Here is a 21,914-nt window from a genome sequence, read left to right as displayed (position 1 = left end):
CGTCACCAGTCGAGCGGCTCGACGAACACATGGATCGTGCCGCCACAGGTCAGGCCCACGGCAAACGCCTCGCCGTCGGAGTACCCGAAGGTGTGCACGGACCGCTCACCGGTCTTGAACACCTCCTCGGCGGCGGTGACCAATGCACCCTCCACGCAGCCACCAGACACCGAGCCGGTCACCTCCAGCCGATCGTTGACGGCCATCGCGGCGCCCGGACCGCGCGGCCCGGAACCCTCCAGGTCCACGACCCGGGCGAGTACGACGGCTCGACCGTCGGCTCGCCACCGGTCGATGTCGTTGAGCAGATCGCGCATTCACCGCCTCCCCTCCGGTACGTCGAAACTAGCCCCGATCGGCCCTGTGGGGGCCTGCGATCGATTGGTCGGTGCAGTTCCCGCCTGCGCACCTAAGGAATGGCTTAGGTAGCCGTTGACAGTGGGGTGCCGGCGCGGTGCCATCGAGGTATCCGCGTCGACGAAGGAGCCCGGCATGCAGGTTCCAGCACCATTCGAGTACGAGCGCGCCACCAGTGTCGACAACGCCGTCGAACTCCTCGACCGGCTCGGCAGTTCGGCACGCCTGATCGCCGGCGGGCACAGCCTGCTGCCGATGATGAAGCTCCGGCTGGCCAACTTCGAGTACCTGATCGACATCAACGAGCTGCACGACGAACTCGGCCGGATCACGGTGACGCCGGACGAGGTGCGGGTCGGCGCGATGACCCGGCACCGTGAGCTGCTGGAGTCGGCCGATCTCGCGGAGCTGTTCCCGATCTTCGCCGACGCCGAACGAGTGATCGCCGATCCGGTGGTCCGCAATCGCGGGACGATCGGCGGCTCGCTCTGCCAGGCCGATCCGTCCGAGGATCTGTCCGCGGTGTGTACGACGCTGGACGCGAGCTGTGTGATCCGGGGACCGTCCGGAACGCGGGTGGTCAGCATGGACGAGTTCTACCGTGGCCCGTACGAGACGGCCGTCGGTGACGACGAGATCCTCACCGAGGTGCGATTCCCGGTCCGGCCGGGCGGCTCCAGCGCGTACTACAAGGTCGAGCGCCGAGCCGGTGACTGGGCTGTCGTGTCAGCGGGCGCCGCGGTCTGGATCCGGGACGGTGTGATCGCCGACGCCCGGGCCGGCCTGGCCGCGGTGGGACCGAACACGACCGGCATCCCGGCGATCTCCGAGACGCTGCGCGGCAACCCACCGTCCGAAGAGCTGTTCCGGCAGGCCGGCGAACTGGCCGCGGCGGCGAGTGAGCCCGTCACCGACATGCGCGGCAGCACCGAGTACAAGCGGCACCTCGCCGCAGAGCTGACCACCCGAGCCTTCCGAACGGCGGTCCAGCGGTACGACGAACGCTCCGGACAAGGGAGGGCATGACCATGCAGGTGACGATGACCGTCAACGGCGAAGAGGTCTCGGCCGAGATCGAGGGCCGCACGCTGCTCGTGCACTTCCTCCGCGATCACCTCCGGCTGACCGGGACCCACTGGGGCTGCGACACCAGCAACTGCGGCACCTGCGTGGTCTGGATGGACGACGAGCCGGTCAAGTCGTGCACCGTCCTGGCCGCGATGGCCGGCGGCCACGATGTACGCACGGTGGAAGGCCTGGAGACCGAGGACGGCCTGGACCCCGTTCAGCAAGGCTTCATGCAGTGCCACGGACTGCAGTGCGGCTTCTGTACGCCGGGAATGATGATGACCGCCCGCGCGCTGCTCGACCGCAATCCGGACCCGTCCCCGCAGGAGATCCGCGAGGCGATCTCGGGCCAGATCTGCCGCTGCACCGGTTACGCGACCATCGTCCGCTCGATCCGCTGGGCCGCGACCCACCCCGACGGCGCGCAACCCGCCGACGCCGCCGAACCCGCGCCAGAGACCGCCGGGAGCCCCGCATGACCGCCACACCGACCCGCCCGACCGAGACATTCGACGACAACGACCAGAAGCCGCTCGGCCACGGCCGGATGCTGCGCAAAGAGGATCCACGCTTCATCCGCGGCCTGGGCAAGTACGTCGACGACATCCAGCTGCCCGGCATGCTGCACCTCGCGGTCCTGCGCTCACCGATGGCGCACGCGCGGATCGCGAGCATCGACGTCACCGCCGCTCAGGCCCATCCGAAGGTGAAGGCCGTCATCACCGGCGCCGATCTCGCCGCCCAGGGCCTCGCCTGGATGCCGACGCTCTCGAACGACGTACAGGCGGTGCTGGCCACCGACAAGGTCCGGTTCCAGGGCCAGGAGGTCGCGGTCGTCGTCGCCGAGGACCGGTACGCCGCCCGGGACGCGCTCGAACTGATCGACGTCGACTACGACCCGCTGCCCCCGGTCGTGGACGCGCGAACCGCACTGGCGGCGGACGCGCCGGTCATCCGCGACGACCTGGAAGGCAAGACGGACAACCACTGCTTCGACTGGGAGACCGGCGATGCCGCCGCGACCGAGGACGTGATGTCGCGGGCCGATGTCGTCGTGAAGGAGGACATCGTCTACCCGCGCGTCCACCCCGCGCCGATGGAGACATGCGGATGTGTCGCGGACTACGACCGCGTCGACGGCAAGCTCACGCTCTGGACGACGAGCCAGGCACCGCACGCACACCGGACCGTCTACGCACTCGTGTCCGGCCTGCCCGAGCACAAGATCCGGGTGATCGCTCCCGACCTCGGTGGCGGCTTCGGCAACAAGGTCCCGATCTACCCCGGCTACGTGTGCGCGATCGTCGCGTCGCTCGTACTCGGCAAACCGGTCAAGTGGATGGAGGACCGGTCGGAGAACCTCACCAGCACCGGCTTCGCCCGGGACTACATCATGCGCGGCGAGATCGCGGCGACCCGGGACGGCAAGATCCTGGCGATCCGGACCAACGTGCTGGCCGACCACGGAGCGTTCAACGGTACGGCGGCTCCGGTCAAGTACCCGGCCGGATTCTTCGGGGTGTTCACCGGCAGCTACGACCTCGAGGCGGCGTACTGCAAGATGACCGCCGTCTACACCAACAAGGCGCCGGGTGGTGTCGCGTACGCCTGCTCGTTCCGGATCACCGAAGCGGTCTATCTGGTCGAGCGGCTGGTCGACTGTCTCGCGTACGAACTCCAGATGGACCCGGCCGAGCTGCGGCTGCGGAACTTCATCCGTCCCGAGCAGTTCCCGTACCAGAGCAAGACCGGCTGGGTCTACGACTCGGGCGAGTACGAGAAGACCATGCGGCTGTCGATGGAACTCGCCGGGTACGACGAACTCCGCCGCGAGCAGACCGAACGCCGCGCCCGGGGCGAACTCATGGGCATCGGCGTCTCGTTCTTCACCGAGGCGGTCGGCGCCGGCCCCCGCAAGGACATGGACATCCTCGGCCTCGGCATGGCCGACGGCTGTGAACTGCGGGTCCACCCGACCGGCAAGGCCGTGGTCCGGCTGTCGGTGAAGACGCAAGGCCAGGGGCACGAGACGACGTTCGCGCAGATCGTCGCCGAGGAGATCGGCATCCCGCCGGACGACATCGAGGTGGTGCACGGCGACACCGACAACACGCCGTTCGGCCTCGGCACCTACGGCAGTCGCTCGACTCCGGTGTCCGGCGCGGCCGCCGCGCTGGTCGCCCGCAAGGTCCGCGACAAGGCCCGGATCATCGCGTCCGGCATGCTCGAGGTCTCGGTCGCGGACCTGGAGTGGACCAAGGGATCGTTCCACGTCAAGGGCGACCCGGGCACCGCGGTCACCATCCAGGACATCGCGATGCGGGCGCACGGCGCCGGTGACCTTCCCGAAGGCATCGAGGGCGGCCTGGAGGCCCAGATCTGCTACAACCCGGAGAACCTCACCTATCCGTACGGCGCCTATATCTGTGTCGTCGACATCGATCCCGGCACCGCGGTGGTCAAGGTACGGCGCTTCGTCGCGGTGGACGACTGCGGGACGCGCATCAACCCGATGATCATCGAGGGCCAGGTGCACGGCGGCCTCACCGACGGGGTCGGGATGGCCCTGATGGAGATGATCGCCTTCGACGAGGACGGCAACTGTCTCGGCGGATCGCTGATGGACTACCTGATCCCGACCGCGCTGGAGGTCCCCGACTGGGAGACCGGCTACACCGTCACTCCGTCCCCGCACCACCCGATCGGCGCGAAGGGCATCGGCGAGTCGGCCACGGTCGGGTCACCGGCCGCCGTCGTCAACGCCGTGGTGGACGCACTGAAGCCGTTCGGCATCCGGCACGCCGACATGCCGCTGACACCGTCCAGGGTCTGGGACGCCATGCAGGGCCGGCCGCGGCCGCCGGTGTGAGGTGCGCATGAACACAACCGTCACCGAACGGATCGCCGAACTCACCGGTGCACGAGTGCCGTTCGTGCACGCGACCGTCGTCCGCGCGGAGCACCCGACATCCGCGCGGCCGGGTGACGACGCGGTCGTACTGGCGAACGGATCGCTGGAGGGATTCGTGGGCGGCATCTGCGCCGAGGGTTCGGTCGTGTCGGCGTCACTCGCGGCTCTCAGCGAGGGCCGCGCTGTGCTGCTGCGTGTCGTCCCCACGGCGGCGGATGCGTTTCCGGAGGTTCCCGGCGCCGTGGTGGCGACCAATCCCTGCCTGAGTGGCGGCTCGCTGGAGATCTTCCTGCAGCCACAGATCCCCCCGCCGTTGCTCGGCATCTCGGGCGCGACGCCGATCGCCGAGGCGATGGTCGCGGTCGGAACCGCGGCCGGCTTCGCCATCGAGCGGCTCGACGGGACCCGGCCGCCGTCGCCGGGCACGCTCGCCGTGGTCGTGGCGGGGCTCGGCCGGGACGAGACCGCTCCACTGCGGGCAGCGCTGGACGCCGGTGTCGGCTTCGTCGGATTGGTTGCCAGCGGCAAGCGTGGTCGCGCGGTGCTGGCCGAGCTCGGCCTGACCGACGAGGAGTCGGCCCGCGTCCGGACACCGGTCGGCCTGGACCTCGGCGCGGAGAGCCCCGGGGAGATCGCCCTGTCCGTGCTCGCGGACGTTGTGCGCTCGATGCGGCAGAACGGTCTCCACCCCGCCCAGATTCCGGCGGAGAGCATCGCCGTACAGGTCGTGGATCCGGTGTGTGGGATGTCGGTGCTGATCAAGTCCGATACGCCGTACCTCGAGGTCGACGGCACCACCTACTGGTTCTGCGGCCAGGGGTGCCGTGACGCCTACGCTGCGCAGGTCGCGGGTTGACCGGCATGTTCGTGACCGGACTGGTGCTCGCCGCGGGTGGGTCGCACCGACTGGGTCAGCCGAAGCAGCTTCTCCCGTACGGCGGTACGACGCTGCTGGACGCCGTACTGCGAACCGCGCGGGACTGTGAGTTCGACCAGCTGCTCGTCACGCTGGGCGGCGCGGCCGAGGATGTCCGCGCGACGGTCGACCTGAGCGGGGCGACAGTAGTCCTGAACCCGTCGTACGGCAGCGGCTGCTCGTCCTCGATCGTCTCGGCGCTCGACGTTGTCGACAATCGGACGACCGGAATTGTGCTGATGCTCGGCGACCAGCCCGGAGTCCGGGTCCGATCCGCGCGGTCGGTGATTCAGGCGGAAGCGCCGATCGCCGTCTGCGGCTATCGCGACGGGATCGGTCATCCGTTCTGGTTCGCCCGATCGGTGTTCCCCGAGCTCGCGAACCTGCACGGGGACAAAGGGGTCTGGAAGCTGGTCGAGTCGGGCCGTCACGCCGTTGTCGACGTACCGGTGGACACGGAGGTGCCGGCGGACGTGGACACCTGGGACGACTACGAAAGTCTGCTGGCACAGGGGATCGAGCGATGACGGCACCGTTCCGCGACATCGAGGAGGTCGTCACCCGATTCGACCAGGCCGGCCACCTTCTCGACGAGGGCACCGCGACGGCGCTCTACCTCGCCTGCACGCTCCCCCGCCCGCTGCTGCTCGAAGGCGAGCCCGGTGTCGGCAAGACCGCGTCGGCTCTCACCCTGGCGAACGTTCTCGGCACGTCCCTGATCCGGCTGCAGTGCTACGAAGGGCTGACCGCACGCGAAGCCCTGTACGAGTGGAACTACCAGCGCCAACTGCTGGCGATCCGGCTGGCCGAGTCCAGGCACGACAGACTCCAGGACACCGACCTCTTCACCTCCGAGTTCCTGATCGAGCGTCCGATCCTGCGCAGTGTCACGGCGACCGGCCCGGTGCCACCGGTGCTGTTACTCGACGAGATCGACCGGGCCGACGACGAGTTCGAGGCGCTGCTGCTGGAGTTCCTCGGCGAAGCGTCGGTGACGATCCCCGAGCTCGGCACGTTCGCCTCCGCCCGGCCGCCGTACGTCGTCCTCACGTCGAACCGGAGCCGCGAGCTCCACGATGCGCTGCGGCGCCGTTGCCTCTACCACTGGATCGAGTTCCCCTCGCCCGGCCGCGCGGTGCGCATCGTCCGGCGCCGGATCCCGGCCGCCGCCGAACCGCTCGTGCGCAGTGTCACCGACTTCGTCGGCCGGGCCCGGCAACTCGACCTCGACAAGCCGCCCGGGCTGGCCGAGACGATCGACTGGGTCGCCGCGTTGAGCGCGCTCGGAGTGACCTCGCTGGGTCGCGACGACGCGCTCCGAACGCTGTCGGCGATCGCCAAGTCGCCCGACGACGTGGACGCCATGACCGAACTGTTCGAACCGAGCGAGGGGACAGCATGAGGATCACCCACGAGTTCACCGTGAGCGTGCCGCCCGCCCAGGCGTGGGCTGTGCTGACCGACCTCGAGGCGATCGCGCCGTGTCTGCCGGGTGCCCAGCTGACCGGGTTCGACGGCGAGAACTACCAGGGCAAGGTCCGGGTCAAGCTCGGTCCGGTGGTGAGCGACTTCGGTGGTACGGCGCGATTCGAGACCAAGGACGACGCGACGTACCATGCTGTGATCGATGCCAAGGGCAAGGATTCGCGCGGATCCGGGAACGCCTCCGCGCGGATCACCGCGGACCTCACGCCCGACCCGGCCGGCACCCGGGTGAGCGTCGACACCGACCTGAGCATCTCCGGCAAGGTCGCCCAGTTCGGCAGCAGCATGATCAAACAAGTCTCGGAGAAGCTCCTCGGAGAGTTCACCGCCTGCTTGGAAGCCAAGCTGGCAGCGGGCGCACTGGGCGCCGAGCACGTAGCCGCAGCCGAGCCCGCGCCCAGCCGAGTCGGCGGGGATGGACTGGCCGGCGATCGTGCGGTCGATACGGTGGCGCCGGACCAGGCGGACTCGCTGCGAGCCTCGTCCGACAGCACCGAGCCGGCTCCGCTCGACCTGATGCACCTGGCCGGCGGCTCGGTGGCGCGGCGGTCGGTCCCGGTGCTGGCCGTCGTCGTGATCGTGGCGGTGGTGATCTACTTCCTTGTCCGATGATGCCGTCCTCTTCCGTGCGGTCGACCGTGCGTCGTTCGCCGTGGCGTTCTCCGAGCGACTGCGAACCGCGGGCATCTCCGTCGACCTGACCGCGACGGAACTCTTCACCGAGGCACTGACGGTGCAGCCGGCGGACAACCAACGCCGTCTGTACTGGCTCGGCCGAGTCACCTTGGTACGCCGCAGACAGGACCTGGACAGGTACGACGCAGTGTTCGCCGCCGTCTTCGCGGACACGGTCGTCGCAGTCGATCCGCAGTCCCGTCGCAGGCCGCTCGACTCCGCTCCCGACCGCGGCACCAGCCATGGGATCCCACCATCGGCAATGGTTCACGACGGCGCAGGCCTGCCCTGGATCTCCATGCCCACCGCCGCTACCGGGCGTGCCGAAGACGCGAACACCGGCCTTGCTGTGCCCGAACGACTCCCGAGCGCACTCACCGGTCTGCGCGACACGCCGTTCGACGCGCTCGACCCGGTGCAACTCGCGGAGGTCGGTGCCTGGCTGGAGAGTGCTCGCGAGCACTGGCCGACCCGTCGTACCCGCCGCTTCGCAACCCGCAGCCGCGGCACGATGATCGACCTTCGGGCCACGATGGCGCGCTCGCGCAGCACGGGCTGGGAGCCGACCGAACTGGTTCGCACCGGCCCGGTGCACAAGCCGCGACGCCTCGTCATGCTGTGTGATGTCAGCCAGTCGATGCAGGCATTCATCACGCCGTACCTGCATCTGATGCGGGCGGCAACGATCAGTGCCGGAGCGGAGGTGTTCGCCTTCGGAACGACCTTGACGCGGCTGACCGCCGTACTCGCACATCGCGATGTCGCGGTCGCGGTCGATCAGGCGTCCACGCTGGTCGCGGACCGCTTCGGTGGAACCCGCATCGCCACCAACGTGGCCAGCCTGCTGAAGTCCAGGTACGGCGCACTCGTCCGCGGCGCCGTGGTGATCATCGCCTCCGACGGTTGGGACAGCGACGACCCCGAGCAGTTGGCCCGGACGATGGCTCGACTGTCCCGGCGCGCCCATCGAGTGATCTGGATGAATCCGCGCGTCGCGGCTCCCGGCTACCAGCCGCTCACCGGCGCACTGGTCGCGGCCCTGCCGTACTGCGACGCCCTGCTCCCGGGCAACACCCTCGACGCGCTGGCCGAGGTGGTCAACTCCACAAGGTGACGTGGATCGAGGGCCGGAAATGCCCGATCGTCACGCCCGATCCCCGCAACATCGCCTGGGTGGCGCGCGGCGTGGTGATGAAGCGCGTCAACTCGGCGGCGGCGGGTACGACGGCATGCGCCGGCAACGTCATCGCCGACCAGACCCCGCCCATCGTCAGTCCACGACCGGTGACGATCGTCAACCGGCCGTTCGACACGTCGCCGGCGACCGCGGACGACAAGGCCACCGCGACTCCCCCATCACGTTTGGCCTCCTCGATCGCCGCCGCGTGGCTCTGGAAGATCCGTTGCCTCTGCTCCGGCACCTCCAGCTTGCGCAACATCGCCGCGACCGCGCCGTCAGTGACCGCCGAGGGGCCGAGCAACCAGGTCTGCTCACGCAGCATCGCCGGCCGGGCCGGGCCGATCGCGGCCGGATGCTCGCTGTCGGCAACCACCACGAGCCGGTAGTTGAGGAAGGGGACGCGACGGATCGACTCGGGCAGGCCGGCCGGAACCGGGCCGAGGGCAACGTCGACCGAACGCTCGGACAACAGCGCCGCGAACTGGCGCGGATGGTGCACACTCAACTCGACGTCCAGATCATCCGCCCGGCCGGCGAACAGTTCGATCAGGCCCGGGGCGGCGTACTCCGCGAACAGGGTCGAGGCCGCGATCCGCATCAGCCTCCGGCCGCGCCCGGCCTGGCTGACCTCCTGGATCGTCCGGTTCTGCAGTCCGAGCAACTCCACGGCACGGCTGGCCAGCCGCAACCCGCCGGGAGTGAACGCCAGCCCTGACGCTGTCCGGGTGAACAACTGGTCGCCGAGTTCCTTGCGCAGTTGGGCAACGTGCAGGGAGACGGCGGCCTCGGTGACCTCGAGCTCAGCGGCGGCGGCCTTCACCGAACCGAGGCGCACGACCGCGGAGAACGCGCGTAGCTGAGTAGGCGTCATCGTCTCGCCATCGTAGAACCGCGCCCCAGCTTTCGCCGCGTGCCGGAAGGCACCACGATCAGCTGACTCCCGGAGCAGAGGCGGCCTCGAGGCGGATCGGGAGGGTCTGGTAGCCACGCAGGACGAGTCTGTCCCGGCGGACAGGCTCTTGGGTGGGGTCTGCTGAGAGGTTGCGGAAGCGGGCAAGGATGCGTGGGAACGCGACCGATGCTTCGAGTCGGGCGAGGCTGTTGCCCAGGCAGATGTGTGGGCCGGCGCCGAAGCTGAGAGGTTTGTTGTCGGCGCGCGCCGGATCGAAGTGGTCGGGGTCGTCGAAGCGGGCCGGGTCGCGGTTCGCGGCTCCGAGCAGCAGGATCAGGGCACTGCCGGCGGGAATTGAGACGTCTCCGACGACCAGTCCGCCGGCGCGTGCGATCCGGGTGGCGACCTGCACCGGGGAGTCGAAGCGCAGTACCTCTTCGATGAAGCCCGCGGCCGTCACCTGATCAGAGCGCAGGGCGGCGACGACGTCCGGATGCTGGTGCAGGAGTGCCAGGCCGTTGCCGAGGAGATCGGTGGTCGTCTCGAAGCCGGCGACCAGCAGCAGGATGAGGTTCGCGAGCAGTTCCTCGTCGGTCAGGCTGCCGTCGTCCGCGTCGCGGACGGCCACCAGAGCGCTGACAAGGTCGCTGCCCGGCGCCGCGCGACGTTCGCTGATCAGATGCGTGAAGTAGCTGCCCAGTTCGCGTGCGGCCGCGTCAGCGGGGCCGGCGACGCCGCCGGACAGTTCGAGCGCCGCCGTCAGGTCGGATGCCAGCGGGCGGAAGCGCTGCCGGTCCTGCATCGGGATGCCGAGGAGTTCGCAGATCACAGCGACCGGCAACTGGAACGCGAACTGATCCATGAAGTCCACGGTCTGGCCGTCGGCCCCACACTTGGCGAGCCGGTCGAGCAGGTTGTCCACAGCGTTCAGAACCGACGGTTCCAGTGAGGCGACTCGGCGCGGTGTGAACACCTGGGAGATCAAGGAGCGCATGCGCCCGTGGTCCGGTGGGTTGGCCCGCAGGATCGACCGGTTCATCGACAGGAGGGCGTCGGCGCCGGCCGTCGTTGTGGAGGGGCTCGGTGCCGCGTCCGGGAACCCGAAACCTGGGTCTCGGAGCACCTGATTGACCTCCGCGTAACCGCACACGAGGAAGACATCGTCGGTCACGGCGAGGACCGGACCGATCCCGTGCGCCGCGGCGTACAGCGGGAACGGGTCGGCCCGTCCAGCCGGCGACAGCAGATCCTCAATGATGGTCGCCGCACCAGTGATGGGAGTCCGGGAGGCCGCCATGACTAGGCGGCCGAGACGGGAGGCAGGTTGAGGTCGTTGGCTGCGGCGCGGCCCAGTTGGACGAACCCGACCGCGTACAGGGTGGCGCCGGCGACTTCGAAGATCTGAATGAGCCCGAATCGCGGGCCTGACGTGAAGATGAACAGCCCGCCGATCGTGTAGACCGTGGCGCCGACGCCGAGCAGTACGCCGGTCCACCGCAGGCCAGATCGATTGAGCGTGCGGGCCAGCAACAGGTAGCCGAGTGGAAACGCGAGCAGGGCCGGAATGACGATCAGAGCGGCGGGCGTGTTCAAGTCGGCCGGTTCGTGCACCAAGCTTGGTTCGTACTCCGCTCGGACCGGGTTATGCGATCCGTCGAAGATGATCAGCGCGAACCACAGCAAAGTGCCCGACAAGGCCACGTACCAGGAGCGGAGCGCTCGCCGCCCGGTGACCTGGGTTCCCAACGCGATCATGCTCGCGAGACAGATGATCTGCAGGAACAGGCCTGCTGCCTGGATGTCATGCGTGAGCCCGTACCGCTCCCCGACCTCCGCGATGCTCCACCCGTCACGGGCGGGATGCAGCAGCGTCCCCAGCCAGAACAGCGGTCCGCCGATCAGCGCGGTCAGCCTTGCGGTGGTACGCAACTGCCGGCGTATGACGCCGGACTGCACAACGGTCTCGCTCATCGATCGGATCTCCGTTCGGGGCTGTCACTAGAGTGTTGCTCTAGTGGATCACTAGAGCAACACTCTAGTCAACTGCTAGGCTCCGACCATGAACGCGAGCGAGACCACCAGCAGAGCGGACAAGACGCGCGCCAACCGACGCCGGATGCGCACGGCGGCGCTGGGTCTGTTCACCGCGCGTGGATACGCCGCCACCTCGATGCAGGCCATCGCCGACGAGGCCGGAGTGGCCGTGCAGACCCTCTACTTCACCTTCCGCACCAAGCGGGCCCTGCTCAGCGAGATCCTCGACACCGCGGTTGCCGGCGACGAGGAACCCGTGCCGACCCTGGAACGCCCCAGGGTGCGCGCAGCGATCTCCGAAGCCGGCCAGCGCGAGCAACTTCGCGAGCAGGCGCGACTCGCGCGCGAGATCTATCGACGCGTCGCCCCCGTGCTTCAGGTCGTCGCCAGCGCCGCCTCCGCCGACCCTGAGATCGCCGATCTCTGGGAGACCAACAACACCCAGCGTGCCATCGTGATGGAACAGCTCATCACTGCCCTCGCAGCGAAAGGCCCCCTCCGCGACGGCCTCGACCCAGCCATGGCGACCGACATCGCCCTCGCCCTACTCAGCCCCGAGATGTATCAATACCTCACTGAACGCCGCGGTTGGAGCCCCGGTCGTTGGGAGCAATGGACGGCCGACGCCCTGACCACCCAACTGCTGCCCACCCAGTAGTTGCTGGGGGCAACCGCAGCGCGTGGCCCTGACCGTACTGCCCACCGCTCACCACTGGTGGGCGACGTCGAACACGCTCCGGTCGAAACAGGCATGCCGGCCGGTCCGGACGTTCGTCAGGTGACCCGGTCCGGTGTAGGTACTTGCCTCAGGCAATGAACCCCAGCCGGCGGGACAACCGGCGGCAGCTCCTGCGTTCGTCGTCGTGGTGGCGCCTGCGAACGCAGGTACAGCGACGACTCCCGCCGGTAGTGCTGCGATCGCCAGTACGGCGAACGCGGTGCGGATCGGTCTGCGGATGTGAATGATGGTGTGAATACATTTCACGATGCCCCCTTGGACACCAGTTAGATGCACCCGGCAAGGTCAGAGTTGGTCAATCACCAACACGCTGGTCCGATTCAATCGAACAAATGACGGAGCTCGCGCCGCCGCTTTTCGACCCTGCGTTGCCTCAGGGCGCGGCGCTCCTCCTCGGACAGCCCGCCCCAGACCCCCGCCTCCTGCCCGGTGTTCATCGCCCAGCGACGGCACTCTTCGAGCACACCGCAGCCGCAGCAGATCTGCTTCGCCTGTTCGATCTGCGCTATCGCGGGCCCCGTGGTCCCGATCGGGAAAAACAACTCCGGGTCCAGGCCCGCGCACGCAGCGCTGAACATCCACCTCCCGGACGTCGCCCCGGCAGCGGGCAGGTCCATCGAGAGACTCATCGTGCGGCTCCGTTCTCCGCGGGACAGCTCATTCCAGCCAGACTGACTTGCCCCTGCCAACGTGTCGTCGCAGCCAGCACCCCGTGCGCATTGCAGCCAGCAGGAAGAAACGACGGCCCGCTGGCATCCACGAGGGCGACCGCTGTGCGGGGACGGGGCTGACCCCACGGCCGCTTGCCTTCCGACCGGTAGCCGGGAGTGGTGGTCGCCGGGATACCGGGGCAGATTCACTCAGCCGATCGTGGTGCTCGTACGACAAGGACCTCGGTCCACAAGCCGGATCCTCGGGCCGACCTGTACTCCTTCGGCGCGACCCTGTTCGCCGGCGTCGAGGGCCACCCGCCGTTCGACCGGGGCGAGTGGTCCGACAGCTTCCTCGCCGTACTCCGGGGCACGCCACCCCGGACCGGCCGCCTAGGCCCGATCATCGATGGGCTGCTCGCCAAGCACCCCGAACGCCGACCGACGGCGGATGAGGCCAAGGCCTCGCTGACGGAGATCCGTCAACTCGACAGCGAATAGCCAGAGTCAGCGGGCGCTCTTCACGGGGAGAATGGCGAACGCCCCGATGATCGCGCACACTCCGGCAACGCCGTACAGCACGCCGTAACTGCCACCGCCGACCGCCAGGATGGCCGGAGCGACCGCCGCCGCGACAGAACCTGGGAGGGCGCCGGCGATGTTGAGTACGCCGAGGTCCTTGGCGGCGTTGGCCTTGTCCGGCAGTACGTCGACAACGAGCGCCAGGTCGACGGCCATGTAGATGCCGAATCCGAGACCGCCGATCGCCATCCCGATGAGATAGCCGTTGACGTCGACGGCGACACCGATGACAAGCATCGCCAGCCCGTAGACGATGGACGCACTGAGGACGAAGACCTTCCGCCGGCCCGTCCAGTCGGACAGCCGGCCACCGATGACCGAAGCAACGACGATGACGCTGGACTGGATGAGCGTGCCGAGGAAGATCTGCCGCGGTACGTCGGCCTCGGCGCTGCCGATCTTCTCGAGCAGGTAGTAGGCCTGGTAGGTGAACAGGAAGGCGTACGCCAGCACGAACAGGAACCGGCTGACGAAGACCCAGGCGAAGTCCGGGTTCCTGCGCGGTGAGACGTAGAACGTGCCGGCGAACTCTCGCAGCGACCAGGGCGGCCTGTCCGCCTTCGCCAGTCGCCGATCGTCGAGAACCGCCGCGAACAGCAGGATGAAGAATCCGCCGATCACGCACGGGGCCAAGAACATGAGGACCTGATTTCCGGTGAACAGCTTGACGAGGAAGGTCCCGCTGACTGAGGCGATCGGCAGACAAACCCCCAGTACGCCCGCGACCACGCCGCGTTGCATCGTTGGGACCTGATCCGGCAGGACCGCCACCTGGACGGCGAGCAATGCATTGAAGAACAGCTGGGCAGTGCACCACCCGACGAGCACGATGAGGATGTTCGGCGCCACCGCGACCACGAGAATGCCCAGCGAGCCACCGACCAGGCCGATGACCATCCACGGCCGCCGCATGCCCAGCCGCGACGACGTACGGTCGCTCAACTTGCCGAAGAACGGATTGCAGACCATCGCGACCAGGCCACCGATCCCGGCAACCAGGGCCAGGCTGCGCGGCGCCCTGTCGATCCCCACCAGCGAGTTCACCTTCAACGCCAAGGTGACCAGCAGCGGTGCGATCAAGACCAAGCAGGTACTCAGATACGCCAACGTGTACAGCAGGATGAAGCCCCATCCCACCCGATGCACCTCGGCGTCTGCAGTTCGGGCGCCCCCCGCCCCGCCGGAAACCACTGACATCCGCACATTCCCCCCTCTTCAAAGTCCACCCACCGGCAGCTCCGGTCAATGGCAGGAGTCCCTCCGCAGCTGCTCGAGTCGGGTGAAGAGGTTGTCGAATTCCCACCGGAAGGTGGTGTTGGTCATGGCAACCATCGCGAGTCGCCGGTGCGGGTAGATCCGCATGGCGTTCCAGAAGCCGCATCCCGTCCCGTAGTGCTCGACGTACGCCGGAGTGCGGTCGGCGCCGGCCGGCGGACGAAACCAGCCGATGCCATGGTCGAACGGCTTCCCGGGCGCGCTGATCGTGCGCATCGCCTCCACCTGCTCGTAGGGCAGAAGGGGGTGATGATCCGACAGGCCCGCGCTGTGGGCGGCTGCGAGCAGTGCCGCGTCGGTCACGGTCCCGACCAGACCGCCGTACGCCGGGCCGCTGACGAGGAAGGGGCGCAGAGCGGTGTGGCCGGCAACTCGGTTGCCGACGATCCCGCTGGGCAACGCCCAACGAAGTACCGGAACCGCGGCCGGGTTGAGGCGGACGTAGCCGATGGATCGAGGACCGCTCGCCTGGAACTCATAGCCGGTGTTCTTCATCCCGAGTGGCTCCAGGACAGACCGGTGGACATGGTCCTGGACCGACTCCCCCGTGACAGCCTCGATGACCTTTCCTGCGAGGAGATATCCGATGTTCGAGTACGCCGCTCGACCTCCGACTGCTCTCCTGGGCGATCCGTGCTTCCGGACGATCCGGTCCAGCAGCGCCGGGTCCTCGCGATCACCCTCGGGTCGGACCCAACGGATCGGGAGCGGGTTCGCCAGGCCCGCGGTGTGGGTCAGCAACTGGCGCGTGGTTGGGTGCCCCGACTTGGCAGACGGCCGGTAGCCAGGAAGGTAGGTGCCGATCGGTGTGTCGAGGTCCAGCTTGCCGTTGACGTGCAGCCGTACGACGGCTGTCGCCGTGGCGATCTTGGTCATCGAAAACCACGGGTACTGGTCGTCGACGGTGGACTCCCGGCGCTCCGCCAGGTCGGCGTACCCGACTGTCCCGGCGTACAGAAGTCCTTCAGGTCCGGCGACGGCAAAGGACAGCCCGGGCATCTTTCCCTTCGCGGCGACCTCTTCGGCGATGCGTTGGGCAACCTCGGAGTTCATGACCGCCTCCCCGAGACAATCGCGATCACCGCTGTCAGCAGCAGCACAGCGACCAGTCCGGCCAGCTTCCGCCCATCCCCCTCGAGAAGTCCAGCGACGACCCCTTCGTCGTTGTTACTGCGGTTGAAGACGCTGTGGTCGACTGCGACCGCAAGAATGCTGCCACCGGTCCCGCGCAGGTACACACCGATCATCAAGCGGACGAGCGCGCAGATGACGAGCAGCGCAACCAGAGCGCCCGCGAGCGAGGCGAGCGAGAAGTCGCCGATGAGTTGCAGCGGCAGGTGGACCAGCGCGAACGGCACGGCAGTGAGCAGCGCCGCTCTGACCAGGCCGTGACGTCGCTCCAGCCGCGTCTGCACGACCCCCGACCACGCGGTCTCCTCCCAGAGGTTGATCAGGACGAGATTCACGAGCAGCCCGACCACCTGGCCGATCACGAACGGCGCAACGTCGACCCGCTTGAACGTGTCTCCCGACAGCAGCGCCAGCGCGACTGTCAGCGTCGGCAAGCCGGCCAGGATGACAAGCCACCAACCTGACCCGATGCGCCACCGGAACATCCGGCCCACCAGGACCCGGACTCCGGCCGGTCCGTCCGTGGCCCACGTCGTCCACAAGGCGGCCGGGACCAGCGCCACGAAGACCAGCAGCACGGACGCGATCCGCTCCGCGCCGACGCCCGGTACCGCCGGCATCCACCCATCGGCGATCACGCCGTGCGCGGCCAGAACCGGCAGTGACATCACCGGATAGGCACTGGCGAAAGCCAGGGCCAGGAACGCCGTCACCGGGTGCCGGGCCGTCCATCCACGCAGCCGCATCACCCGGCTGGAGCGCTCACGCCTGCCGCTCCGTCCTGGGGCTGCCTGTTCGACGCCAATGCTGTTCATGAGCCATCCGCCCTTCACTTTCACCGAGCCCTCAGAGGCTCGACGAGTACTACGATCTCGCAGTACTTTGATACTGCGATCTCGTAGTACTCTTGTCAAGGGGCTGGACCGGCTAGGTCCCGGGGTCGTGCCGGATCTCGTCGAGAACAGTCCGGAGGGTGAGCAGCGCGTCACGCACCTGCTCCTCCCGTCCACCGAGTCCGTGCTCCACGCGCGTTCTCAACGGGACGAAGAGTTTGGCCGCCGCCGAATGCGCGCGCCGGCCAGCCGGCGTCAACTTGATCCGGTAGGAACGCCGGTCGGTGGGGTTCGGCTCGCGCTTCACGTGGCCCCGCGCCTCGAACCGCTTCACGTAGCTGGACACCGTGGTAGGTGGCGCAGCCATCCAGCGCGCCAGCTCCGTGGGAGTGATCGACGGTGCCGCCACCAGTACGGAGTAGATCGCGAACTCGTCACTGTCCAACCCCGCCGGCGCCAGCGCCGCGTCGAGCAGGTCGGCAGTCGCTCGCGACGTCAACCACACCATGAACGTCACGTCCACCCCCTCGACCAGCACCTCAGCAGCCGAAAGCCCATCCCCAGTCCCCTTGCGTTCACGCGCCATCCAGCGATAGTACTGCGAAACCGCAGCAACTACCTCTGGGATCGCAGGTCTTGACCGGTTCGGCGCCTAGGATTTGGGGATGCTGCCGATACACGTGACGGTGTGGGATGACGGTGAATCCTCGGCTGACCAGGTGATCCTGGTTCACGGCACGTTGTCTTGGGGACAGGCGTCGTACGCAGGGCAGCGGGAACTTGGTCGGGATCGGCGGATTCTTGTCGTGGACCGGCGGGGGTTCGGGGAGAGTCCGGACACGGAGATGAGCGACTACGACGTCGACGCGGACGACATCGCCGGACTGATGGACAAGCCGAGTCACCTGGTCGGGCACTCGTACGGCGGCGTGGTCGCGATGCTCGCTGCCACACGCCGACCCGACCTGGTCGCCTCGCTGGCCTTGATCGAGCCGGCGGCGCTGGCTGTCGCGACCTCGGATCCGGTGGTTGCGAAGGCACTCGAAGGCAACCGCCGCTACTGGCCGAGTACCCAGTCGATGACGGCGGAGGAGTATCTCCGGGTTGTCTGGGGCGATCAGCCGGTTCCCGAGCCCTACGAATGGTCGCTGCGCGCCGCTGGTTCGGCGCTCCACGAGCGGCCGTGCTGGAACGCCGACGTACCGCTGGGGCCTCTCCGCTCCGCGACGTATCCGAAGCTGGTCCTGGCCGGCACCTGGGAGACAGCCGCGGCTGACTACCGCGCCGCGGCCGGCGAAGCACTCATCGCCACTTCGAGGTTCATCGCGACGGAGACCGGCGCCACCTTTGTCCAGGTCGAGGGTGCTGACCACTCCCCCCACCAGCAACGCCCCGACGAGGTGAACGAGCTTCTGCTCGACCTGTGGCAACAGGCAGACCCACCGCCAGGAAGTGGCACCACGCAGCGGCGCGCACTACGCTCCGACGATGGAGCGGAGTGAGGCGGCCGAGACACGCGAGCGAGGCGACCGGCGGTCGCTGTTCGATCGGTTCGTGCAGACGGCCTATCTCCGCGTCAGCCAGGCTCCGTTCTTCTTTCTCTGTGCCGGGATCGTCATTGTCTGGCTGGTGAGTCTGCCGTTGTGGGTTGATCTGAAGTCTTGGCAGGTCGCCATCCACACAGTCGCCAGTGTCGTCACCCTGCTCCTGCTGGTCCTGCTCGAGAACGCCGCCCGCCGGGCCGAGGAAGCGTCCCAGGAGAAGCTCAACGTGATCGCCGAGGCCCTGGCCGAACTGATGGCATCACAGTCCCGCACCGACCCGGACCTCGAAGAAGCCACTCAAAAACTCCGCGACGCCATCGGCCTCGAAGCCCGCCACTGACATGCCGAACCACCCCACAGGCCCAGGCCTGCTGGTGCTGATGTGCGGTACGGCGTACTCCGGCAAGAGCACCTATGCGCAGGCACTCGCGGCGAGGCTTGACGCGGTGGTGGTCAGCCTCGACGAGATCAACGAACGCCGTGGACTGTGGGGCGGTGACGGGATCCCGGTCGAAGAGTGGATCCGCACCCACGAGCTCGCCGGCGCCGAAGTCCGCGCTTTGCTCGCCGCCGGTCGGACAGTGATTGTCGACGACACCAGCTCGCTGCGCTCGCTGCGCGACGGCTGGCGTTCCCTGGTCGCCGGCGCCGGGTTCGTGCTGGTCTACCTGGACGTTGACCACCCGACGATCCGCCGGCGCCAGGCGGGCAACCGGGTCAGTGCGGCTCGGCGGGACGTGGCCGACGCGGTCCTCGAACAGCACCTGGCCGACTTCGAACCACCCGGCCCCGATGAGAGTCCGGTCAGGATCACGTCGGTTTGAGCCGGTGAAGGCGTATCAGGAGCGGGGCCCTCTGCATCCAGTCGGTGAGCGCGCGCTTGCGCGGAGGGGGACGCATCGCCATGAGTCGCACAACGCACGGACCGGGGTAGACCTATGTACCTGCCGCCGGTCCTTCGCCCCCTGGCCGCCGCGAGCGCGACCACCCCAGGGGTGCGGCGCATCGCGGAGGCTCCGATTTCCGTGGTTCGCGGGGTACCGGGTTCCTACGCCGCCGAGCGGCTGGCCGGCGTGGTCGACAGTTGGCAGCGGCTGCACGATTGCGTCTGGTTGCGCGCCCACGACGTACGCACGACGGAACTGGCGCAGTCCCTGGCCGCGGCCTGCGAGCATCGCTGGTCACCTGTCGAGCCGCAGACCCTTCGACTGCCGGCTGCTCGACTCGGCGACGAGATCCAAGGAGCACCGGAAGGCGCCGTCATCGTGCTCGAGCTGGGCAGCCGAATGACTCCGGGCGTCGCCCGGCTGGTCAAGGCGATCCGGCCGGCCGTCATCGATCGGGGCGTCAGGATGGTGGTGGTCGCCGAAGGCTGGTTGCATCCTCAGCTCGGCCGCGGACCGGACTGCGTGGTGCCCGCGTCCGAACTGGTCGACGAAGGCGCTCTCGAGGAGTACTGGTCAGCCCAGAGCCGGGCACGTCTGCTCAGCTACGCGGGTCGCCACGCGGCTGTTCTCGGAGACGTACTGACCGCCGCACAGCTGTGGTCCCCAAACGCAGTCGACGAAGCGCTCGGCTCCTCACACAGCCTGTCGTCGCTACTCGGCCGCCTCACCGCGGGACTGCTCGACCAACTGACGCCAGATCAGCGGAGCGCGCTACAGGTCGCGCTGACTGTCGGCTATTGGCATCCGCAGATGAGCACCGGCCCGATCGCCTCCGGCCAGCTTCGACCGTGGCTGGTTCCGATGGAGCAGCAGTGGGGTTGGTTGCGCCCGATCTGGCGTCCATCCCTTCGGCGAGAACTGACCCGGCCGACAGAGACCAAGCGACGCTGGTTCAGTAGCGAACGACCGGCGCCGGCGTACCCGGAGAGCGTACGCAGCTCCCCCGCCGTCCGAACGGCCCCACGCCAAGGTCTACTCGAAGCGCGGCTGCTCGGCTCTCTCGAGGTGCGGATCGATGGCTCGCCAGTGACGTCCTGGAACGGCCAGAGAGGTACGAGCGTCCTTCGGTATCTGCTCTCACGCCGGCATCACGCCTGTGCCAGGGACGAGTTGCTCGAGGAGTTCTGGCGCGATGTGCCGGCCTCCGCCGCACGCAACCGGCTGCAGGTGGCCGTCAGCGGCCTGCGCCGCGCCTTCCTCGACGTCACCGCGCTCAACCTCGTGGAGTACGCCGACGGCCGGTACCGGCTCAACCCGGACCTGCTCGTCGAGGTCGATGTCGAGACATTCGAGCAAGGACTGCGTACCGCCGCCGCCGCTGAGCGGGCGCACCTTCACGAGGAGGCCAGAACGGCGTACCAGCAGGCGATTGCGCTCTACAGCGGCGACTTCGCCGCGGATGCGCCGTTCGAGCAATGGACGTTGCTGCCACGGGAGAGCCTGCGCATCAAGCTCGTCGACGCACTGGACCGGCTGAGCCGCATCGACCTGGCCGACGGCCGAGTGGATGACTGCATTGCCACCGCGCACCGGATGCTGGACATCGACCCGTGCCGCGAGGACGCGCACCGACTGCTGATGCGGTGCTACGCCGCCCAGGGACGGACCTATCAGGCAGTGCGGCAGTACGAGTTCTGCACGCGGATCCTGCGGGTCACGATCGACGCCAGCCCTACACCCGACACCACCGTTCTGTACGACGTGATCCGGAACGGTTCCGCGACCGAACTGTCCAAGCTCCGCTGACCGGGTCGCGTCCCTGGCTCGGGGACACGACCCGGTCTGTTACGCCAGTGTCAGAGCCGCAGGCCGCTCGGCGTGCGTCCCAGGGTCACTGCGGGTCCTCGACCTGGATGATCGGACCCTCGTTGAACCCGGTCATGTCGAACCCCGGGGTGCCCAGGCTGCTGTCGAGGAACACCGAGACCACCACTTTGTAGATCCCGCTGATCTGGCTGCCCGGGTTCCCCTCGTCCAAGGTGTTCGGCGGAACGTTGAGCTCGACGGCGTAGTTCGAGACGGCCGGGTCGGCGTTCACGGTGTTGTCGGCGGCCAGCAGAATCTCCGGACCACCGCCCAAGGACTCGGCGAATGCCTGGACGTTCCACTGGCCACCGAGGGCGGCCAGCCACAGTGGCCGCAGCGGACCGGTGACCTTCCACTCCACGCTGATCTTGAACGCGTCAGTGCGGTCCAGGACATGGTTGCCGACCTGGAACGGCGGGAACTCACCGGCGGGGTCGATGATCGTGACGGTGGTGACTTCGCCCTCGATCAGGCCGGGAATGTTGGGATCGAACTGCTGCATGACATCTCCCCAAGTGGGTGGGCGGCCCGGGATGGGCTCGCCTCACGGAGAGAGTGCAGGGCAGCGCTGAGTGAACCGCCACAGTAGCGCTGAGCGGCGGCGCTCAGTCTTGACTAAGCGGAAACGCGCAGGTCAGCCGCCGATTCCGGCCTCGATCTCGAGGCCCTGGGTACCGCCGGAGTGCAGCGCGAAGAAGTCACCGCGGTCGAGCACGGTCAGCCCGCCCGACCGCTTGAGCACCAGGCGACGACCACAACCGTCGTACGGGCAGACGAACAGAAGCTCCGCTCCGTTGTCCGCCTCGAGAACCATCCGGTGCTGGTTCATAGTCACACCTCCTGGGCATGGCGATCACTGCGAGCCACTGACCGCCCACCCAGGACATGT

Annotated in this window: 26 protein-coding genes; 14 read left to right on the top strand and 12 right to left on the bottom strand. The window is 68.1% G+C overall.

What is annotated here, in order from left to right:
- Window positions 1–2: 2 nt before the first annotated feature.
- Window positions 3–317, bottom strand: a complete 315-nt coding sequence (locus OG817_RS11450) for an XdhC family protein (protein WP_406053893.1) — start codon at window positions 315–317, stop codon at window positions 3–5.
- Window positions 318–492: 175 nt separating this feature from the next.
- Between OG817_RS11450 and OG817_RS11445 the strand changes: the two genes are divergently transcribed.
- Genes OG817_RS11445 through OG817_RS11410 form a run of 8 tightly spaced genes read left to right on the top strand, consistent with a single transcriptional unit; the run spans window position 493 to window position 8,526 of the window.
- Window positions 493–1,383: an FAD binding domain-containing protein gene (locus tag OG817_RS11445; protein WP_396393522.1), complete on the top strand. Its 891-nt coding sequence runs from the start codon at window positions 493–495 to the stop codon at window positions 1,381–1,383.
- Window positions 1,380–1,904 (top strand): (2Fe-2S)-binding protein, encoded by a 525-nt coding sequence (locus OG817_RS11440; RefSeq protein WP_360447431.1) that lies wholly within the window; start codon window positions 1,380–1,382, stop codon window positions 1,902–1,904. Before OG817_RS11445 ends, OG817_RS11440 begins: the two co-directional genes overlap by 4 nt.
- The gene (locus OG817_RS11435; RefSeq protein ID WP_406053890.1) at window positions 1,901–4,294 is read left to right on the top strand and encodes an aerobic carbon-monoxide dehydrogenase large subunit; all 2,394 of its coding nucleotides are present in this window, start codon (window positions 1,901–1,903) and stop codon (window positions 4,292–4,294) included. The genes OG817_RS11440 and OG817_RS11435 overlap by 4 nt, the downstream gene beginning before the upstream one ends.
- 7 nt (window positions 4,295–4,301) lie before the next feature.
- A complete protein-coding gene (locus tag OG817_RS11430; RefSeq protein WP_406053888.1) occupies window positions 4,302–5,192 on the top strand; it encodes an XdhC family protein in 891 nt (296 codons plus the stop codon).
- 5 nt (window positions 5,193–5,197) lie between these two features.
- Window positions 5,198–5,779 (top strand): NTP transferase domain-containing protein, encoded by a 582-nt coding sequence (locus OG817_RS11425; RefSeq protein WP_406053885.1) that lies wholly within the window; start codon window positions 5,198–5,200, stop codon window positions 5,777–5,779.
- Complete coding sequence (locus OG817_RS11420; RefSeq protein ID WP_406053883.1) at window positions 5,776–6,654, top strand: AAA family ATPase; 879 nt, start codon at window positions 5,776–5,778, stop codon at window positions 6,652–6,654. Before OG817_RS11425 ends, OG817_RS11420 begins: the two co-directional genes overlap by 4 nt.
- Window positions 6,651–7,349 carry an SRPBCC family protein gene (locus OG817_RS11415; RefSeq protein WP_406053881.1) on the top strand — a complete coding sequence of 233 codons (699 nt, stop codon included), beginning with the start codon at window positions 6,651–6,653 and terminating at the stop codon, window positions 7,347–7,349. The genes OG817_RS11420 and OG817_RS11415 overlap by 4 nt, the downstream gene beginning before the upstream one ends.
- Entirely contained in the window at window positions 7,339–8,526 is a 1,188-nt protein-coding gene (locus OG817_RS11410; RefSeq protein WP_406053880.1) for a vWA domain-containing protein, read from the top strand. Before OG817_RS11415 ends, OG817_RS11410 begins: the two co-directional genes overlap by 11 nt.
- On the opposite strand, the gene OG817_RS11405 is transcribed toward OG817_RS11410, so the two are convergent.
- The 3 genes from OG817_RS11405 to OG817_RS11395 are packed head-to-tail and all read right to left on the bottom strand — an operon-like array spanning window position 8,510 to window position 11,455.
- The gene (locus OG817_RS11405) at window positions 8,510–9,463 is read right to left on the bottom strand and encodes a LysR family transcriptional regulator (protein WP_396393515.1); all 954 of its coding nucleotides are present in this window, start codon (window positions 9,461–9,463) and stop codon (window positions 8,510–8,512) included. The genes OG817_RS11410 and OG817_RS11405 overlap by 17 nt on opposite strands.
- A 58-nt stretch (window positions 9,464–9,521) precedes the next feature.
- Window positions 9,522–10,781 carry a cytochrome P450 gene (locus OG817_RS11400; RefSeq protein ID WP_406053878.1) on the bottom strand — a complete coding sequence of 420 codons (1,260 nt, stop codon included), beginning with the start codon at window positions 10,779–10,781 and terminating at the stop codon, window positions 9,522–9,524.
- Window positions 10,782–10,783: 2 nt separating this feature from the next.
- Window positions 10,784–11,455, bottom strand: a complete 672-nt coding sequence (locus OG817_RS11395; RefSeq protein WP_396393513.1) for a hypothetical protein — start codon at window positions 11,453–11,455, stop codon at window positions 10,784–10,786.
- An 88-nt stretch (window positions 11,456–11,543) separates the two neighbouring features.
- On the opposite strand from OG817_RS11395, the gene OG817_RS11390 reads away from it, so the two are divergent.
- Window positions 11,544–12,176, top strand: a complete 633-nt coding sequence (locus OG817_RS11390) for a TetR/AcrR family transcriptional regulator (protein ID WP_406053875.1) — start codon at window positions 11,544–11,546, stop codon at window positions 12,174–12,176.
- A gap of 48 nt (window positions 12,177–12,224) precedes the next feature.
- Here OG817_RS11390 and OG817_RS11385 read toward each other — a convergent pair whose 3' ends face one another.
- Entirely contained in the window at window positions 12,225–12,503 is a 279-nt protein-coding gene (locus OG817_RS11385) for a hypothetical protein (protein WP_406053873.1), read from the bottom strand.
- A 74-nt stretch (window positions 12,504–12,577) separates the two neighbouring features.
- Window positions 12,578–12,886: a WhiB family transcriptional regulator gene (locus tag OG817_RS11380; protein ID WP_406053871.1), complete on the bottom strand. Its 309-nt coding sequence runs from the start codon at window positions 12,884–12,886 to the stop codon at window positions 12,578–12,580.
- Window positions 12,887–13,087: 201 nt separating this feature from the next.
- On the opposite strand from OG817_RS11380, the gene OG817_RS11375 reads away from it, so the two are divergent.
- Window positions 13,088–13,408 (top strand): hypothetical protein, encoded by a 321-nt coding sequence (locus OG817_RS11375; protein WP_406053869.1) that lies wholly within the window; start codon window positions 13,088–13,090, stop codon window positions 13,406–13,408.
- A gap of 6 nt (window positions 13,409–13,414) precedes the next feature.
- On the opposite strand, the gene OG817_RS11370 is transcribed toward OG817_RS11375, so the two are convergent.
- From OG817_RS11370 to OG817_RS11355, 4 genes are all read right to left on the bottom strand, one after another.
- The gene (locus OG817_RS11370) at window positions 13,415–14,626 is read right to left on the bottom strand and encodes an MFS transporter (RefSeq protein WP_406053867.1); all 1,212 of its coding nucleotides are present in this window, start codon (window positions 14,624–14,626) and stop codon (window positions 13,415–13,417) included.
- Between the two features lie 105 nt (window positions 14,627–14,731).
- Window positions 14,732–15,817, bottom strand: coding sequence for a serine hydrolase domain-containing protein (locus OG817_RS11365; protein WP_406053864.1), 1,086 nt, complete (start codon window positions 15,815–15,817; stop codon window positions 14,732–14,734).
- Window positions 15,814–16,710: a CPBP family intramembrane glutamic endopeptidase gene (locus OG817_RS11360; RefSeq protein ID WP_406053862.1), complete on the bottom strand. Its 897-nt coding sequence runs from the start codon at window positions 16,708–16,710 to the stop codon at window positions 15,814–15,816. Before OG817_RS11360 ends, OG817_RS11365 begins: the two co-directional genes overlap by 4 nt.
- A gap of 112 nt (window positions 16,711–16,822) precedes the next feature.
- Window positions 16,823–17,314: a MarR family winged helix-turn-helix transcriptional regulator gene (locus tag OG817_RS11355; protein ID WP_406053860.1), complete on the bottom strand. Its 492-nt coding sequence runs from the start codon at window positions 17,312–17,314 to the stop codon at window positions 16,823–16,825.
- Window positions 17,315–17,393: 79 nt separating this feature from the next.
- On the opposite strand from OG817_RS11355, the gene OG817_RS11350 reads away from it, so the two are divergent.
- From OG817_RS11350 to OG817_RS11335, 4 genes are all read left to right on the top strand, one after another.
- A complete protein-coding gene (locus tag OG817_RS11350) occupies window positions 17,394–18,230 on the top strand; it encodes an alpha/beta fold hydrolase (protein WP_406053858.1) in 837 nt (278 codons plus the stop codon).
- Window positions 18,217–18,612 carry a low affinity iron permease family protein gene (locus OG817_RS11345; RefSeq protein ID WP_406053856.1) on the top strand — a complete coding sequence of 132 codons (396 nt, stop codon included), beginning with the start codon at window positions 18,217–18,219 and terminating at the stop codon, window positions 18,610–18,612. The genes OG817_RS11350 and OG817_RS11345 overlap by 14 nt, the downstream gene beginning before the upstream one ends.
- Window position 18,613: 1 nt before the next feature.
- Window positions 18,614–19,096, top strand: a complete 483-nt coding sequence (locus OG817_RS11340) for an AAA family ATPase (protein WP_406053854.1) — start codon at window positions 18,614–18,616, stop codon at window positions 19,094–19,096.
- A gap of 114 nt (window positions 19,097–19,210) precedes the next feature.
- Window positions 19,211–20,965, top strand: a complete 1,755-nt coding sequence (locus tag OG817_RS11335) for a BTAD domain-containing putative transcriptional regulator (RefSeq protein WP_406053852.1) — start codon at window positions 19,211–19,213, stop codon at window positions 20,963–20,965.
- An 85-nt stretch (window positions 20,966–21,050) separates the two neighbouring features.
- Here OG817_RS11335 and OG817_RS11330 read toward each other — a convergent pair whose 3' ends face one another.
- Together OG817_RS11330 and OG817_RS11325 are read right to left on the bottom strand one after the other, a co-directional pair.
- Window positions 21,051–21,527 (bottom strand): hypothetical protein, encoded by a 477-nt coding sequence (locus OG817_RS11330; RefSeq protein WP_396393501.1) that lies wholly within the window; start codon window positions 21,525–21,527, stop codon window positions 21,051–21,053.
- 132 nt (window positions 21,528–21,659) lie between these two features.
- Entirely contained in the window at window positions 21,660–21,854 is a 195-nt protein-coding gene (locus tag OG817_RS11325; RefSeq protein WP_131515165.1) for a hypothetical protein, read from the bottom strand.
- Between the last annotated feature and the right edge of the window lie 60 nt (window positions 21,855–21,914).

The organism is Kribbella sp. NBC_00889 (assembly GCF_045207705.1).
Lineage (GTDB): Bacteria > Actinomycetota > Actinomycetes > Propionibacteriales > Kribbellaceae > Kribbella.
This window is presented reverse-complemented; position numbering and strand designations above follow the sequence as displayed.

Coding starts and splice junctions, on each gene's coding strand:
- OG817_RS11450 (WP_406053893.1), bottom strand. CDS start 317: ATGCGCGATCTGCTCAACGACATCGACCGGTGGCGAGCCGACGGTCGA.
- OG817_RS11445 (WP_396393522.1), top strand. CDS start 493: ATGCAGGTTCCAGCACCATTCGAGTACGAGCGCGCCACCAGTGTCGAC.
- OG817_RS11440 (WP_360447431.1), top strand. CDS start 1,380: ATGACCATGCAGGTGACGATGACCGTCAACGGCGAAGAGGTCTCGGCC.
- OG817_RS11435 (WP_406053890.1), top strand. CDS start 1,901: ATGACCGCCACACCGACCCGCCCGACCGAGACATTCGACGACAACGAC.
- OG817_RS11430 (WP_406053888.1), top strand. CDS start 4,302: ATGAACACAACCGTCACCGAACGGATCGCCGAACTCACCGGTGCACGA.
- OG817_RS11425 (WP_406053885.1), top strand. CDS start 5,198: ATGTTCGTGACCGGACTGGTGCTCGCCGCGGGTGGGTCGCACCGACTG.
- OG817_RS11420 (WP_406053883.1), top strand. CDS start 5,776: ATGACGGCACCGTTCCGCGACATCGAGGAGGTCGTCACCCGATTCGAC.
- OG817_RS11415 (WP_406053881.1), top strand. CDS start 6,651: ATGAGGATCACCCACGAGTTCACCGTGAGCGTGCCGCCCGCCCAGGCG.
- OG817_RS11405 (WP_396393515.1), bottom strand. CDS start 9,463: ATGACGCCTACTCAGCTACGCGCGTTCTCCGCGGTCGTGCGCCTCGGT.
- OG817_RS11400 (WP_406053878.1), bottom strand. CDS start 10,781: ATGGCGGCCTCCCGGACTCCCATCACTGGTGCGGCGACCATCATTGAG.
- OG817_RS11395 (WP_396393513.1), bottom strand. CDS start 11,455: ATGAGCGAGACCGTTGTGCAGTCCGGCGTCATACGCCGGCAGTTGCGT.
- OG817_RS11390 (WP_406053875.1), top strand. CDS start 11,544: ATGAACGCGAGCGAGACCACCAGCAGAGCGGACAAGACGCGCGCCAAC.
- OG817_RS11380 (WP_406053871.1), bottom strand. CDS start 12,886: ATGAGTCTCTCGATGGACCTGCCCGCTGCCGGGGCGACGTCCGGGAGG.
- OG817_RS11365 (WP_406053864.1), bottom strand. CDS start 15,817: ATGAACTCCGAGGTTGCCCAACGCATCGCCGAAGAGGTCGCCGCGAAG.
- OG817_RS11360 (WP_406053862.1), bottom strand. CDS start 16,710: ATGAACAGCATTGGCGTCGAACAGGCAGCCCCAGGACGGAGCGGCAGG.
- OG817_RS11355 (WP_406053860.1), bottom strand. CDS start 17,314: ATGGCGCGTGAACGCAAGGGGACTGGGGATGGGCTTTCGGCTGCTGAG.
- OG817_RS11350 (WP_406053858.1), top strand. CDS start 17,394: ATGCTGCCGATACACGTGACGGTGTGGGATGACGGTGAATCCTCGGCT.
- OG817_RS11345 (WP_406053856.1), top strand. CDS start 18,217: ATGGAGCGGAGTGAGGCGGCCGAGACACGCGAGCGAGGCGACCGGCGG.
- OG817_RS11340 (WP_406053854.1), top strand. CDS start 18,614: ATGCCGAACCACCCCACAGGCCCAGGCCTGCTGGTGCTGATGTGCGGT.
- OG817_RS11335 (WP_406053852.1), top strand. CDS start 19,211: ATGTACCTGCCGCCGGTCCTTCGCCCCCTGGCCGCCGCGAGCGCGACC.
- OG817_RS11330 (WP_396393501.1), bottom strand. CDS start 21,527: ATGCAGCAGTTCGATCCCAACATTCCCGGCCTGATCGAGGGCGAAGTC.
- OG817_RS11325 (WP_131515165.1), bottom strand. CDS start 21,854: ATGAACCAGCACCGGATGGTTCTCGAGGCGGACAACGGAGCGGAGCTT.